This window comes from Stenotrophomonas sp. Steno-C15 (assembly GCF_056393265.1).
On record NZ_JBWJPF010000018.1, the window covers coordinates 1 to 14,442 of the forward strand.

Annotated in this window: 12 protein-coding genes; 2 read left to right on the forward strand and 10 right to left on the reverse strand. The window is 67.5% G+C overall.

Annotated features, from left to right (window positions below; translation table 11 throughout):
- Positions 1-45: 45 nt before the first annotated feature.
- From folD to ndk, 10 genes are all read right to left on the reverse strand, one after another.
- Positions 46-921: a bifunctional methylenetetrahydrofolate dehydrogenase/methenyltetrahydrofolate cyclohydrolase FolD gene (gene folD / locus AC06FB_RS13610; RefSeq protein ID WP_053517606.1), complete on the reverse strand. Its 876-nt coding sequence runs from the start codon at positions 919-921 to the stop codon at positions 46-48.
- Positions 922-1,067: 146 nt separating this feature from the next.
- On the reverse strand, positions 1,068-2,900 hold the full coding sequence (locus tag AC06FB_RS13615; protein ID WP_053517608.1) for a monovalent cation:proton antiporter-2 (CPA2) family protein: 1,833 nt from the start codon (positions 2,898-2,900) through the stop codon (positions 1,068-1,070).
- A 220-nt stretch (positions 2,901-3,120) separates the two neighbouring features.
- Positions 3,121-4,257 (reverse strand): molybdopterin-synthase adenylyltransferase MoeB, encoded by a 1,137-nt coding sequence (gene moeB, locus AC06FB_RS13620; protein ID WP_065175052.1) that lies wholly within the window; start codon positions 4,255-4,257, stop codon positions 3,121-3,123.
- A 126-nt stretch (positions 4,258-4,383) separates the two neighbouring features.
- Positions 4,384-5,781, reverse strand: coding sequence for a ribosome biogenesis GTPase Der (der, locus tag AC06FB_RS13625; RefSeq protein ID WP_053520183.1), 1,398 nt, complete (start codon positions 5,779-5,781; stop codon positions 4,384-4,386).
- A gap of 15 nt (positions 5,782-5,796) precedes the next feature.
- Complete coding sequence (gene bamB, locus AC06FB_RS13630) at positions 5,797-7,005, reverse strand: outer membrane protein assembly factor BamB (protein WP_053520184.1); 1,209 nt, start codon at positions 7,003-7,005, stop codon at positions 5,797-5,799.
- Positions 7,005-7,643, reverse strand: a complete 639-nt coding sequence (locus AC06FB_RS13635) for a YfgM family protein (protein ID WP_053520185.1) — start codon at positions 7,641-7,643, stop codon at positions 7,005-7,007. Before AC06FB_RS13635 ends, bamB begins: the two co-directional genes overlap by 1 nt.
- Before the next feature lie 64 nt (positions 7,644-7,707).
- Complete coding sequence (locus AC06FB_RS13640; RefSeq protein ID WP_065175051.1) at positions 7,708-8,577, reverse strand: RodZ domain-containing protein; 870 nt, start codon at positions 8,575-8,577, stop codon at positions 7,708-7,710.
- Positions 8,578-8,595: 18 nt separating this feature from the next.
- The gene (gene pilW / locus AC06FB_RS13645; RefSeq protein ID WP_053520187.1) at positions 8,596-9,381 is read right to left on the reverse strand and encodes a type IV pilus biogenesis/stability protein PilW; all 786 of its coding nucleotides are present in this window, start codon (positions 9,379-9,381) and stop codon (positions 8,596-8,598) included.
- Positions 9,368-10,573: a dual-specificity RNA methyltransferase RlmN gene (rlmN, locus tag AC06FB_RS13650; protein WP_053520188.1), complete on the reverse strand. Its 1,206-nt coding sequence runs from the start codon at positions 10,571-10,573 to the stop codon at positions 9,368-9,370. The genes pilW and rlmN overlap by 14 nt, the downstream gene beginning before the upstream one ends.
- 10 nt (positions 10,574-10,583) lie before the next feature.
- Complete coding sequence (gene ndk, locus AC06FB_RS13655; RefSeq protein ID WP_005409295.1) at positions 10,584-11,009, reverse strand: nucleoside-diphosphate kinase; 426 nt, start codon at positions 11,007-11,009, stop codon at positions 10,584-10,586.
- Positions 11,010-11,322: 313 nt separating this feature from the next.
- On the opposite strand from ndk, the gene AC06FB_RS13660 reads away from it, so the two are divergent.
- Together AC06FB_RS13660 and AC06FB_RS13665 are read left to right on the forward strand one after the other, a co-directional pair.
- On the forward strand, positions 11,323-11,979 hold the full coding sequence (locus tag AC06FB_RS13660) for a TetR/AcrR family transcriptional regulator (protein ID WP_065175050.1): 657 nt from the start codon (positions 11,323-11,325) through the stop codon (positions 11,977-11,979).
- A 40-nt stretch (positions 11,980-12,019) separates the two neighbouring features.
- On the forward strand, positions 12,020-14,392 hold the full coding sequence (locus AC06FB_RS13665; protein WP_478053779.1) for a 3-hydroxyacyl-CoA dehydrogenase/enoyl-CoA hydratase family protein: 2,373 nt from the start codon (positions 12,020-12,022) through the stop codon (positions 14,390-14,392).
- The last annotated feature ends 50 nt before the right edge of the window (positions 14,393-14,442 follow it).

The following is a 14,442-nucleotide window of genomic DNA, read 5'->3' on the forward strand; positions in this document are numbered from 1 at the left end:
CCCCCCCCCCCCCCCCCCCCCCCCCCCCCCCCCCCCCCGCTACCCTCAGGAGGCTTCCGCCGCTTCCAGGGTGTTCTGCATCAACGTGGCCACGGTCATCGGGCCGACACCGCCCGGCACCGGGGTGATCCAGCTCGCCCGCTGCGCCGCCGCATCGAAGCCGACGTCGCCCACCAGGCGGCCGTCATCCAACCGGTTGATGCCGACGTCGATCACCACCGCGCCCGGCTTCACCCACTCGCCCGGCACGATGCCCGGGCGGCCCACCGCCACCACCAGGATGTCGGCGTTGCGCACGGCCTGTTCCAGCACGTCCTTGGGGGTGAACTTGTGGCAGCTGGTCACGGTGCAGCCGGCAATCAGCAGTTCCAGGCCCATCGGGCGGCCGACGTGGTTGCTGACACCCACAATCGTGGCGTTGCGACCGCGCACCGGCTGGTCGGTGTGGCCCAGCAGCGTGGTGATGCCGCGCGGCGTGCACGGGCGCAGGCCGAACTCGCGCAGAGCCAGATGGCCGACGTTTTCCGGGTGGAAGCCATCGACGTCCTTGCGCGGGTCGATGCGCTGGATCAGCCGGCGCGCATCGGGGATGCCCGGCAGCGGCAGCTGGATCAGGATGCCGTTGATCTTCGGATCGGCATTGAGCTGGTCGATCAGGTCCAGCAGCTCGGCCTCGGTGGTGCCGGCCGGCAGGTCGTAATCGTGTGCTTCGATGCCGACCTTCTCGGCGGCACGGCGCTTGTTGCGCACGTACACGGTCGAGGCCGGGTCGCCGCCCACCAGCACCACGGCCAGCCCCGGACGGCTGCCACCGGCCGCGATGCGGGCATCGACACGCACCTTCAGGCTGTCGAGCAGGTCTTCAGCGATGCGGCGGCCATCGAGGATGCGGGCAGGATGCGGGGCGGCGGAATCGTTCATCGAATGCGGGGGCGGCGGTGGTGGGGAGGCTATTGTCCCCGATTCAGGCCCCCTCGCCCACCGCCAATGCGGCCGCTGCGCTCGCCGGGCATGGCCCGGCGCTACCTTGGAACGCTGACCCCGGGTGACGTTACGGGTCGCATCCCTCATTCTTCCTCTTCGGGCACGTCCTGCGGGTTCAAGGTCTTGCTTGCCCGCTTCGGCGCGGTGAACGGGGTCGGCGTCGGTACGCCCTGGCCGGAGTTGCCAAACACCATCTTGGCGCCGGCGTTCAGGCCGCCGCCGGCGATTTCCAGCTCGAAACGCTCGGCGTCGCGGCGACGGATCTGCTCGGCGATCTCGATCGCGTCGTCCTCGTCGGCGCCCAGCTCGATCAGGGCCGCCTGACCGAACAGCACGGCCGATTCAAAGGTCTCGCGGATCTGGAAATCGACGCCGGCATGGATCAGCCGCAGCGAATGCTCGCGGTCGAACGAGCGCACCATCAGTTTGGCCTGCGGGAATTCGTGCGCGACCAGCTCGACGATGCGGTCGGCGGCGTCGGCCTTGTCCACGCACACCGCAATCGCGCGCGCGGTCGCCGCGCCGGAAGCATGCAGCACGTCCAGGCGGGTGCCATCGCCGTAGTAGATCTTGAAGCCGAACCGGGCCGCGCTCTGGATCATCTCCACATCGTTGTCGATGATGGTCACGTCCACGTCGCGCGCCAGCAGCGACTGGCTGGCCACCTGGCCGAAGCGGCCGAAGCCGATCAGCAGCACGCTGCCGGACAGGCCGTCGGCTTCGTCCACGCCCTCCAGGTTCACCGTCGGCTTCGGCGCCACGCGCTTGTAGACCAGCACCACCAGCGGGGTCAGCGCCATCGACAGCACCACCACGGCGGTGAAGTTGGCATTGATGTCCACGTCGATCACACCGGCGGCCGCCGCTGCGGAGAACAGCACGAAGGCGAACTCACCGCCCTGCGCCATCAGCACGCCACGGTCCAGCGCCTGCGCGTGGTCGCTGCCCATCAGACGCGCAACGACGTAGATGCACAGTGCCTTGGCCGCCATCAGCGCCAGCACCAGGCCGGCGATCAGCTGCCAGTGCGAGGCCACTACGCCCAGGTCCAGCGCCATGCCGACGCTGAGGAAGAACAGGCCGAGCAGGATGCCGCGGAACGGTTCGATATCGGCTTCGATCTGGTGGCGGAAGGTTGATTCGCTCAGCAGCACGCCGGCCAGGAACGCGCCCATCGCCATCGAAAGGCCGGACAGCTGCATCAGCAGTGCCGCGCCCAGCACCACCAGCAACGCGGCGGCGGTCATCACCTCGCGTGCCTTCGATTCGGCCAGCAGGCGGAACAGCGGGTTGAGCAGGAAGCGGCCGACCAGCACCAGGCCGACGATGGCACCGACACCGATCGCCACGGACAGCCAGCGCGAGCCCTCGCCATCGGCGCTGCCCGCGCTGGGCGCCATCCAGGCCACCAGGGCCAGCAGCGGCACGATCAGCAGGTCTTCGAACAGCAGGATGGAGACGATCTTCTGCCCGGACGGCAGCGCGATATCACCGCGCTCGGCCAGCAGCTGCATCACCACGGCGGTGGACGTCAGCACGAAGCCGGTGGCACCGATGAAGGCCACCTGCCACGGGAAGCCGAACAACTTGGCGATGCTGGTCAGGACCAGCGCGCAGGTGACGATCTGCAGCGTGCCCAGCCCGAAGATTTCCTTGCGCAGGCTCCACAGGTGCGAGGGCCGCATCTCCAGGCCGATCACGAACAGGAACATCACCACGCCGAGTTCGGCGGTATGCAGGATGGCCTGCGGATCGGAGAACCAGCCCAGCCCGAACGGTCCGATCGCCAGGCCGGCGGCGAAGTAGCCCAGTACCGACCCCAGGCCCAGCCGCCGGAACAAGGGCACCATCACCACCGCCGCGCCCAGCAGGGCAACCACCTTGACCAGCTCGCTGGTCGCTGCTTCTACCGCCATGCGGTGCTTTCCCCGGAATCCAGAATCGCTCACCACGATAGAGCAATGTGGATGACGGCAATAGCACGCATGTTGCGCCGGATTGTCTTGGAGGTGGAACGATGCCGGCAGCCACCCCATACATCATTCTGAAACGATCAACGGTAGCGCCGGGCCATCCCCTGCGGATATGCGTGCCGGCCCCGCTGCGCCCGCCGGGCATGGCCCGGCGCTACCGGAATCACCCGCCTTGGCAGAAGGCGGCGTAATCGATATAGCCCGGGAACGGCACGCCCGGCGCGCAGACCGGGCACTGTGGGTCCGGGCCGATGCCGGTTTCGCGGAAGCGCATGCCCAGTGCATCGAAACGCAGCAGACGCCCCACCAGGGGCTCGCCGATGCCCAGCAGCAGCTTCAACACCTCGGTGGCCTGCAGCACGCCGGCCAACCCTGGCAGCACGCCCAGCACGCCGGCCTCGGAACAGTTCGGCGCGAACTCCGGCGGCGGTGGCTCCGGGAACAGGCAGCGGTAGCAGGGCGCGACGCCGCGCTGGCGGCCGGCGTCGAACACGCTCACCTGGCCGTCGAAGCGCTCGATTGCCGCATACACCAGCGGCAGCCGGTGCTTGATGCAGGCATCGTTGAGCAGATAGCGCAGCGGGAAGTTGTCCGAGCCATCCAGCACCACGTCCACCCCGTCCAGCAGCGCGTCGACGTTGTCGGAGGTGACCCGCTGCGGCACGGCTTCAATGTCGATGGCGGGATTCAGCGCCAGCAGGCGCTCACGTGCGGAGTCGACCTTGAGCTGGCCGACACTGGCTTCGGTATGCACGATCTGGCGGTGCAGGTTGCTGCGTTCGACCCGGTCGTGATCGGCAAAGCGCAGGTGCCCGACCCCGGCCGCGGCCAGGTAGAAGCCGGCCGGCGCGCCCAGCCCGCCCGCCCCCAGCACCAGCACACGCGACTGCTGCAGGCGACGCTGGCCCGCCTCACCCACCTGCGGCAGCAGCAGGTGACGCGAGTAGCGATCGAAGAAATCGCGGTCGGCAGCGCTGGCCACGGGCTGCACCAGCGGCAGCGCCTGCTCGCGCCAGGCCACGGTGCCCCCGGCGACCGACGCCACGTTCGCGTAGCCAGCGTCGAGCAGGGCCTGCGCGGCGTCGGCCGAACGCTTGCCGGTCTGGCAGATCAGCAGGATTTCCTGTTCCGGGCGTGGCAGGTGCGCGGCCGGGTCGGCCCGCAGTTCCGCCCCGGCCACACCACGGGCGCCTTCGGCCATGCCACCGGCGCGCTCGTGCGCCTCCCGCACGTCTATCAGCACGGCGCCATGGGCCAGGCGGTCATGCGCCTGCGCCGGGGAAAGTTCTCGGATGCTCATGGCGCCATTATCGCGCAGGCCCTGCCCGCCGAGCGTCCCAGGGGTCAGATCCCTGTTGCGAAGGAAAAGGGATCTGACCCCATTCCCCGTCAAACGAAAAAGGCGGCCCTGCGGCCGCCTTTCCGGTTACTTGCCCTTGACGTGTTTCATCAAGCGCCGCTTGGCCTTGATCTGCCGTTCGGTCAGCACGTTCTTCTTGCCCTCGTACGGGTTGGCACCTTCGCGGAACAGGAACACCACCGGCGTACCGATCAGCTTGAAGCGCTTGCGGAAGAAGTTCTCCAGGTAGCGCTTGTACGACTCCTGCAGCTCCTTCAGGCGCGTGCCATGCACGATGAAGGTGGGCGGGTTGGCCCCGGCCGGGTGCACGTAACGCAGCTTGGAGACGTGGCCGCGGATGGTCGGCGGCGGGTTGGTCTCGTAGGCCACTTCCAGCGCCTTGTTCACTTCGCTGGTGGTGAACGTCTTGTTCGCCGATTCGTGGGCGCGGTGCACCGCACGGAACAGCTCACGCAGGCCCGAGCCATGCTTGGCCGAGATGCGTACCGATTCCGCCCACGGCACGAAGCCCAGCTTCAGCGACAGCATGGTTTCGGCCTGCTCGCGCTGGTACTCGGTCAGCCCATCCCACTTGTTGATGGCGATCACCAGGGCGCGGCCGGCGTCGAGTACGGCCCCCAGCACGGTGGCGTCCTGGTCGGTCACGCCTTCGGTGGCGTCCAGCATGAGCACGGCCACCTGGCACTGCTCGATGGACTGCATGGTCTTGACCACCGAGAACTTCTCGACCACCTCGTCCACCCGCGAGCGGCGACGCAGGCCGGCGGTGTCGATCAGGCGGTATTCGCGGCCATCGCGTTCCAGGTCCACCGCGATCGAATCGCGGGTAGTGCCGGGCACGTCGGAGGCGATCATGCGCTCCTCGCCGAGGATGCGGTTGACCAGGGTCGACTTGCCCACGTTGGGGCGGCCGACAAAGGCGATGCGCACACGGTTCGGATCGTTGTCCAGCTCTTCGCCACTGCCCTCTTCCGGCAGGCGCTGGATCACTTCATCGAGCAGATCGTCCAGGCCCTGACGATGCGCGGCCGAAACCGTCAGCATCTCGCTGAAGCCGTAGCGCGCGAATTCCGAGCGCACGGCCATCTCGTCGGTGCCGTCGATCTTGTTGATGAGCAGCAGAGTCGGACGCGACAGCTTGCGCAGCCACGACAGGATCTCGTCATCCAGCGCCGACGTGCCCTCGCGGGCATCGACGACGAACAGGATCAGGTCGGCTTCGGCGGCAGCGGCCCGGGCCTGACGCGTGGTAGCGCCCGCCAGGCCCTCGTCTTCCCCGGCGATACCGCCGGTGTCCACGACGAGGAAATGATTGTCTTCGTCGAGGCGGCAGACGCCGTAGTTGCGATCACGGGTGACGCCGGGCTGGTCATGGACCAGGGCGTCACGGGTGCGAGTCAACGCATTGAAAATGGTCGACTTGCCGACATTCGGCCGTCCAACCAGGGCGACCAAAGGCAGCATCGCGATTACTCCGTATTAATTTGCCAACCGGAAGGCGGTCAGCTTGCCATCCACGTTCTGCACCAGCAGCACCCCGTCGACGACGATCGGCTGGGCCAGCAGAGCTTCACCGCCGCTCTTGGCCCGCGCCGCCATCGCGCCATCGGACGTCTGCAGCCAGTGCACGTATCCCTTGTAGTCGCCGACCACCACGTAGTCGCCGTGCAGTGCCGGGCCGGTCAGCAGGCGCCGGGCGAGCCCGGTCTGCGACCACATCGCCGCGCCACTGGCCTTGTCCAGGCCGAACACGCCACCCTTGTTGTCGGTGACGAACACATTGCCCGACGAGACCGCCACGCCACCGGCACCGCCGTGGTCGCGCGCCCACAGCGGGCGACCGGTCGGGCCTTCGATGGCCATCGTCTGGTTCTTGAAGCTGCTCACGAACAGCGTGTTGCCATCGAGCACCGGCGCACCGTCGATGTCGGCCATGCGCTCCAGCTCGGTGCGCCCTTCAGCGCTGCCCACGTTCTGTTCCCACAGGGTGCGGCCATCCTGCATGGCCAGCGCGGCGATGGCGCCGTCATCCCTGCCGATGAACAGCACGCCCGGACCGGTCACCACCGGCGCATTGCCACGCACGGTCAGCGCCGGCAGTTCGCTCGGGTTGAACCAGCGCTGGGTGCCGTTGCCCACGTCGAAGGCGGTGATGCGGCCGTCGTTGCTGCGCACGAACACCATGCCCTGGGCCACCGCCGGCGCGGCGATCACTTCGCCGGGCACGCGGGCGCGCCACTTCTCGCTGCCGTCATTGATGTCCAGCGCGATGACCTGGCCGTCGAGCGTGCCGATCACGACCAGGTTCTCGCCAACACCCGGGCCACCGGACAGGCGCAGCTTGTCCTTCTTCTTTTCCTTCTTCGGCTCCCAGGTCCAGACCTTCTTGCCGGTCTGCAGGTCGATGGCGTGCACGCCCCCGGTGATCGCCGCAGCGAACACGTGACCGTTGGCCACCGCCGGGCCCTGGCGCACGCCGATGCGACGCTCACCCTTGCCCAGATTGACCGACCAGGCCTTGTTGACCTTCAGGGTCGGCTCGAACTTGACCAGTTCGGCCGGCTCCTGCGCCTTCTTCGCTTCCGCGTCCTTTCCGGCGAACCAGCCCTTCATGGTGCTGCAGCCGGACAGCGCCACGCCGAGCAGCAGCACGGTGGCGACGCGGGTGATCATGACCTTCTGACTCATCAAACCGACTCCGCAGGGGCGGCGACGGTGCCGCCGGCGTCCATAACCTTGGTTTCCAGCAGGCGCCGCTGGGGCGCCGCCACGTCCAGCGTCTTCAACGCCTTCTCGTACTGTTCGCGGGCGGCATCACGCTTGCCCTGGGCCATCAGCGCATCGCCATGGATCTCCAGGCTGCCGCTGTCGGTGGCGCTGCCCAGCAGGGAGATGGCCTCGTCGGCCTTGCCGGTAGCGACCAGCAGGCGGGCCACGCGCTGGTCGACCACGCGCTGCAGGTCACCTTCGACCTTCACGCTGCGCAGCGTCGCCAGGGCTTCTTCATTCTTGCCGGCGTCGACCTGGGCCTTGGCCAGCTGCAGCGCCGCGAGGTCGCCGTAGATGCTGGAGGGACCGGCTTCGAGCGCCTTCACCGCCTTGGCGGCGTCGTCGAGCTTGTTCTGCTGCAGACCCACCAGTGCCTTCTGGTACTCGACATTGGCCGAGGCCAGCTTGCCGCCCTGCTGCGTCTGCCACCACTGCCAGCCGGCGATGGCGCCGATGGCGATGGCCACGCCACCGATGATGCTGGCGCCATTCTTCCGCAGCCAGCTGCGGACGCGTTCACTTTGTTCGTGCTCGTCGAGCAGATCGTCGATCGCCATGCGTACTCTCGCCCCGCCCATCGGGAGGGACCATTGGGATTATCGAAGGTGGTGAAACCGCGCCTCAGTGCGAAACCGGGACCACGGAGCCTTCAGAGGATACCTGAAAGCGTGCCACGTTGGCTCGCTGGTAGGGCGCCAGATCGACGATAGCGCCGTTCTGCTGAACCTGGACCGCCGAGGCGTTGCCCAGAGTGACCCGGGTCACCTGGCCCGGGGTGAAACTGCGGCTCTCGCCCGACCGGATCAGCGCCTTCTCGACGGTGCTGCCATCGGGGCCGCCGATGTCGACCCAGCTGTCTCCGTTGAACTGCATCTCCAGCGTGGTGCCGGCACCCGCCGCAGTGGCGGCCGGACGCGGGACCGGCGCCAGCGAGGCGACGTACGGGGTCGCGGCCGGCTTGGCGGTGGACGCCACCGAGGTCTCCGTCGATGCCACCGGCTCGGCGCCGTCGGCGGCGGGGGTGACCGGCACGGTCGCCGGGATCACGTCCAGCGAGGCGGTGTTCGGCGACGGCGTGCCGCCATCGAAATGGCCGCGCGTGGCGAACCACACCGGCACGGCCAGCACCGCGGTGATGCCGACATACAGCACGCGCCGGCCGAGGTTCTCGGCGATCCGGCGCGCACGCGGGGTATGGGTATGGCTGACCAGGGTCGGCGGGACCACCGGGCCCACCTGGGCCTGCTCCAGCAGTTCGCTCACATCCACATTCAGCAGGCGCGCATAGCTGCGCAGCTGGCCGCGGACGAACACCGGCGCACCGAGCTTCTGCCACTGCTCTTCTTCCAGCGACCTGACCACCTGGACCGGCATGCGCAGCCGCTGTCCGACGTCGTCAAGGGTCAGTCCGGCCGCCTCGCGGGCCTGGCGAAGGCGGGTGCCACAGCCGGCCGCAGTCTCGAGAGCGCTCACAGTCTGGTCATCAATCACAATGCATCAACCCTGGAGTTAGGAGCCCGCATCCTGCGGAAATTCCTGTCGAATCCGCTGCAGATAGCGATCGGATGCTGCGTGATCGCCCAGCCGCGCCTCGATTTGAGACGCAAGTTGTAACACGGAACGTGTTGCGGGTGCAGCCGAAATCCTGCGCTCGGCGAAGGCCCGGGCCTCCATGTAGCGGCCCTGGCGGAAGCTCAGCTGGGCCATCGCCTCCAGGGCGACCGGGTTGGCCGGAGCCACCGCGAGTGCGGCACGCAGGTCGCGCTCGGCCCGTTCGGGCTGCCCCGCGTCGAGCGCACAGCCCCCCGCGTTGGCCTGCGCCTCGGCGGGCGTGGCATAGCCCGGCGCCTGCAGCGCACGATCGAACCACACCAACGACTCGGCGGCCTGCCCCTGCTGGCACAGCCAGGCGCCATAGTTGTTGAGTACGTCACCGCGCTGCGGGGCCAGCTCTGCGGCCCTGCGGAAGCCCTCGCCCGCCTGCCGGGTGCGGCCGCGGCGGTCATCGATGCCGGCCAGCAGGACCAGTGCGTCAGGCTCGTCGGGCTGCAGCTTCAGCGCCTGTCGGGCCTTGCTCTCGGCACCGTCCAGATTGCCCAGCTGCATGTCGCGCGAGGCCAGCACCAGCAGGTCGTTCACGCGCACCTGGCGACGCACGCCGTCCGGGTCGCGCACCGAATAGACCGGCGCTTCGCTGGGACCGAGCCGGCCCTTGGGCGTGGAGGAGCAGGCACCGACCGCCATGGCCAGCACGCCCGCAAGCAGCGCCAGCCGGAAGCGGTCAGGCGGCCGCATCGCTCCCCTTCCCCGCCTGCAGCGTCTTGTTGAACTCCGCCTGGCGCCGGGTGCGGTCCATCACCTGGCCCTTGAGCTGGCCACAGGCGGCGTCGATGTCATCGCCGCGCGTGCGGCGGACCATCGTCAGCACATTGCTGTCGAGCAGGATCTTCTGGAACGCGCGGATGTCGGCTTCCTCGGAACGCTCGTAACGGGTGCCCGGGAACGGATTGAACGGGATCAGGTTGACCTTGCCCGAGTCCTTGGCCTGCACCGCGTTGTCGAACTGGCGCATCAGCCGGGCCAGCTGGCGGGCATGCTCGGGCTGGTCGTTGATGCCCTTCATCAGGGTGTATTCGAAGGTCACCGACTCGCGACGCTTGTTGGCGCGCAGGTAGCGCGCGCACGAGGCCATCAGCTCGGCGATCGGGTACTTCTTGTTGAGCGGCACCAGCGTCTCGCGCAGCTCGTCGTTCGGTGCGTGCAGCGACACCGCCAGGGAGACATCACTCTCGCTGGACAGGCGGTCGATCTGCGGCACCAGCCCGGACGTGGACAGCGTCACGCGCTTGTTCGCCAGGCCATAGCCCAGATCGTCGCGCATCACGCTCATGGCACGCACGACGTTGTCGAAATTCATCAGCGGCTCGCCCATGCCCATCATCACCACGTTGGTGAGACGGCGCATCTGGTGCGGCACGTTGCCCAGGTGGCGCGCAGCCACCCACACCTGGCCGATGATCTCGGCGGTGGTCAGGTTGCGGTTGAAGCCCTGGGTGGCGGTCGAGCAGAACGTGCAGTTCAGCCCGCAGCCGACCTGCGAGGACACGCACAGCGTGCCGCGGGTCTTGTCCGGGATGTACACGGTCTCGATGGCGTTCTTGCCATCCACGCCCATCGCCAGCAGCCACTTGTGGGTGCCGTCGGCGGAGGGCTTGTCGAACACGATGTTGGGAACGACGACCTCGGCATGATCCTGCAGCTTGGCGCGCAGGACCTTGCCGAGATCGGTCATCTCATCGAAATCGGTGACGTAGCGGTGGTGGATCCACTTCATCACCTGGTGGGCACGGAACTTCTTCTCGCCGAGAACCTCGACGAAAAACGTCTCCAGGCCCGCGCGATCGAGGTCGAGCAGGTTCTGCTTGCCGGCCGTGGGTGCCGACTTCGGCAGCGGCTGGATGGCGGGTGTCTGTACGACCTCGTTCACGGCATCACTCTCAGCGCGAGACGACTTCGGTCGCGGCGAAGAAGTAGGCGATTTCGATCGCGGCATTCTCGACCGAGTCCGAGCCGTGGGCGGCATTGGCATCGATGGATTCAGCGAAGTCGGCGCGGATGGTGCCCGGCGCGGCTTCCTTCGGATTGGTGGCGCCCAGCAGGTCGCGGTGGGCCAGCACGGCGTTCTCGCCTTCCAGGGCCTGGATCATCACCGGGCCGGAGATCATGAACTCGACCAGAGCGTTGAAGAACGGACGCTCGCGGTGCACGGCGTAGAAGCCTTCGGCTTCACGGCGCGACAGCTGCTTGTACTTGGCGGCGACGACCTTCAGGCCGGCCTTTTCAAAGCGGGCGTAGATTTCGCCGATGACGTTCTTGGCAACGGCGTCCGGCTTGATGATCGAAAGGGTGCGCTCCAGCGCCATGGGATGTCTCCAATGGAATCGGGCCGCTGATGGCCCGAAGGGTACATGAAAAAAACCCGCGTCGGAACGCGGGCTTAGCCTGATAAACGTAGGCGAATTGTAAAAGATAAAGCGGCGCGGTGGTAGTGCGCCCCTGGCTGGCGGCTCGTGGCGCCGGGGTCCGAGCCCCTGCGGGGATCCGCCCCCGGCTGTACCCCATTCACCCACCTGAGTGAAATCTGACCGGACCCCGCGTTTTGCTGCACTGCAAAATGCCATACGCTACCGTCTGGTTCTAGTATCAAACAATCGTTTGATTAAGGTCCGCCTGCCGATGGCCAAGCCCGCCCACTTCTCGACCAAGGACCGGATCCTCGGTGCCGCGGAGGAGCTGTTCGCCCTGCACGGCTTTGCCGGCACGTCGCTGCGCCAGGTCACCAGCCAGGCCGACGTCAACATCGCCGCCGTCAACTACCACTTCGGTTCCAAGGAAAACCTGGTCAACGAGGTGTTCCGCCGTCGCATGGACGAGATGACCGGCGCCCGCATGGCCCAGCTCGAACGCGCCCGCAGCGAACACCCCGGTGAACTGCGCCCGGTGCTGGCCGCCTTCGTGGAGCCAGCGCTGGCGCTGGCCCAGGACCGCCAGAGCGGCGGCGCCTTCGTCCGCGTGATCGCCCGCGCCTACGCCGAAAAAAACGACAACCTGCGCAAGTTCCTGTCCGACCATTACGGCCACGTGCTGCGTGCGTTCGGCAAGGCCATCGCCGAGTGCGTGCCTGACCTGAGCAAGGAAGAGCTGTACTGGCGGCTGGATTTCCTGGCCGGCTCGCTCACCTACGCCATGGCCGATTTCGGGCTGATCAAGCGTCCCGCCGGTGTCACCGAAGCGGCGCATCGTGCCCAGGCAGCCCACGAGCTCATCCATTTCGCCGAAGCCGGGTTCCGCGCCGCCGCACGCAGCGGCAGCGCCCTGCCCGCCTCCGCCTGATTCCACCCAGTAACTGCTGACCAACAAAGGCCCTTACACCATGTCCAATTCCCTGCTAGTCCGCCGCGCCGCCGTGCTGGGTGCCGGCGTCATGGGTGCCCAGATCGCCGCCCACCTCACCAACGCGGGCGTCGACACCGTGCTGTTCGACCTGCCCGCCAAGGAAGGTCCGGCCGATGGCATCGTGCTGAAGGCAATCGCCAACCTGGGCAAGCTCAGCCCGGCGCCGCTGGCCAGCAAGTCGCTGGCCGAAGCGATCACCCCGGCCAACTACGAGTCGGGGCTGGAGCAGCTGAAGGACTGCGACCTGATCATCGAGGCCATTGCCGAGCGCATGGACTGGAAGCAGGACCTCTACAAGAAGATCGCTCCGTTCGTGGCCGATCACGCCGTGCTGGCATCCAACACCTCCGGCCTGGGCATCAACAAGCTGGCCGACGTGCTGCCGGAACAGCTGCGCCACCGCTTCTGCGGCGTGCACTTCTTCAATCCGCCGCGCTACATGCACCTGGCTGAGCTGATCCCGGCCTCGACCACCGATGCCGCCGTGCTGGAAGGCCTGGAAGAGTTCCTGGTCACCACCCTGGGCAAGGGCGTGGTCTACGCCAAGGACACCCCGAACTTCATCGGCAACCGCATCGGCGTGTTCTCGATCCTGTCGACCATCCACCACACCCAGCAGTTCGGCCTGGGCTTCGATGAAGTCGATGGCCTGACCGGGCCGCTGGTCGGGCGCCCGAAGTCGGCGACCTACCGCACCTCCGACGTGGTCGGCCTGGACACCATGGCGCACGTGATCAAGACCATGGGCGACACCCTGCCGAACGACCCGTGGCATGAATTCTTCAAGTCGCCCAAGTGGCTGGATGCGCTGATCTCCAAGGGCGCGCTGGGCCAGAAGACCGGTGCCGGCATCTTCCGCAAGGTCGGCAAGGACATCGTCGTGCTCGATCTGGAAAAGCAGGACTACCGTCCGGCCGACCGCAGCGCCGCACCGGAGGTGGTCGAGATCCTGAAGATCAGGAACCCGGCCGAGAAGTTCGCCAAGCTGCGCGAGAGCCAGCATCCGCAGGCACAGTTCCTGTGGGCGACCTTCCGCGATCTGTTCCACTACAGCGCCTACCACCTGGCCGACATCGCCGAGACCGCGCGCGACGTCGATCTCGCGATCCGCTGGGGCTACGGCTGGTCGCTGGGCCCGTTCGAGACCTGGCAGGCCGCGGGCTGGAAGCAGGTGGCGCAGTGGATCGCCGATGACATCGTCGCCGGCAAGAGCATGAGCAACGCCCCGCTGCCGGACTGGGTCTTCGATGGCCGCGACGGCGTGCACGCCGCCGAGGGCAGCTACAGCCCGTCGCGCAACGCCAAGCTGCCGCGCTCGTCGCTGCCGGTGTACCAGCGCCAGCGCTTCCCGGATCCGCTGCTGGGCGAAACGTTCGCGCCGGGCGAGACCGTGTTCGAGAACGATGGCCTGCGCATGTGGCACGACGGCGACGGTATCGCCGTGGTCAGCTTCAAGACCAAGATGAACACCGTCTCCGACCAGGTGCTCGATGGCCTGCAGGAATGCGTCTCGCGCGCCGAGAAGGACTTCCAGGGCCTGGTGATCTGGCAGCAGAAGGAACCGTTCTCCGCCGGTGCCGATCTGGCCGGCGCCCTGGGCCTGCTGCAGGCCGGCAAGGTCGACCAGTTCGAGCAGATGGTCGCCAACTTCCAGCGCACCAGCCAGCGCATCAAGTACTCGCTGGTGCCGGTGGTGGCTGCCGTGCGCGGCCTGGCCCTGGGCGGTGGCTGCGAGTTCCAGATGCACAGCGCCAAGACCGTGGCCTTCCTGGAAAGCTATATCGGCCTGGTGGAAGCCGGCGTCGGCCTGCTGCCAGCCGGTGGCGGCCTGAAGGAACTGGCCGTGCGCGCCTCGCAGGCGGCCGGCCCGGGCGGCGACGTGTTCGCCGAACTGAAGAAGACCTTCGAAACCGTGGCCATGGCCAAGGTGTCCAACTCGGCGGTCAATGCCAAGGAGCTGGGCCTGCTGCGCAGCACCGACAAGGTGGTGTTCAACAGCTACGAGGCGCTGTACATCGCCAAGGCCGAAGCCCGCGCGTTGGCCGAAGCCGGCTACCGTCCGCCGCTGCCGGCACGCCGCATCCAGGTGGCCGGCGACGTCGGCATCGCCACCTTCAAGATGATGCTGGTCAACATGCTGGAAGGTCGCTTCATCAGCCCGTACGACTACGAGATTGCAGAGCGCATCGCCACCGTGCTGTCCGGCGGCAAGGTCGATCGCGGCACCCTGGTCGATGAAGAGTGGCTGCTGACCCTGGAACGCAAGCACTTCGTCGAACTGGCCCAGCAGGAAAAGACCCAGGCCCGCATCGCGCACATGCTCAAGACCGGCAAGCCGCTGCGCAACTGATTGATGGCGGATGCCGGCCCCGGGCCGGCATCACCTGCTGTGGCAGTCGA

Coding starts and splice junctions, on each gene's coding strand:
- AC06FB_RS13660 (WP_065175050.1), top strand. CDS start 11,323: ATGGCCAAGCCCGCCCACTTCTCGACCAAGGACCGGATCCTCGGTGCC.
- AC06FB_RS13635 (WP_053520185.1), bottom strand. CDS start 7,643: ATGGCGATCGACGATCTGCTCGACGAGCACGAACAAAGTGAACGCGTC.
- der (WP_053520183.1), bottom strand. CDS start 5,781: ATGCTGCCTTTGGTCGCCCTGGTTGGACGGCCGAATGTCGGCAAGTCG.
- bamB (WP_053520184.1), bottom strand. CDS start 7,005: ATGAGTCAGAAGGTCATGATCACCCGCGTCGCCACCGTGCTGCTGCTC.
- ndk (WP_005409295.1), bottom strand. CDS start 11,009: ATGGCGCTGGAGCGCACCCTTTCGATCATCAAGCCGGACGCCGTTGCC.
- AC06FB_RS13615 (WP_053517608.1), bottom strand. CDS start 2,900: ATGGCGGTAGAAGCAGCGACCAGCGAGCTGGTCAAGGTGGTTGCCCTG.
- pilW (WP_053520187.1), bottom strand. CDS start 9,381: ATGCGGCCGCCTGACCGCTTCCGGCTGGCGCTGCTTGCGGGCGTGCTG.
- moeB (WP_065175052.1), bottom strand. CDS start 4,257: ATGAGCATCCGAGAACTTTCCCCGGCGCAGGCGCATGACCGCCTGGCC.
- AC06FB_RS13665 (WP_478053779.1), top strand. CDS start 12,020: ATGTCCAATTCCCTGCTAGTCCGCCGCGCCGCCGTGCTGGGTGCCGGC.
- folD (WP_053517606.1), bottom strand. CDS start 921: ATGAACGATTCCGCCGCCCCGCATCCTGCCCGCATCCTCGATGGCCGC.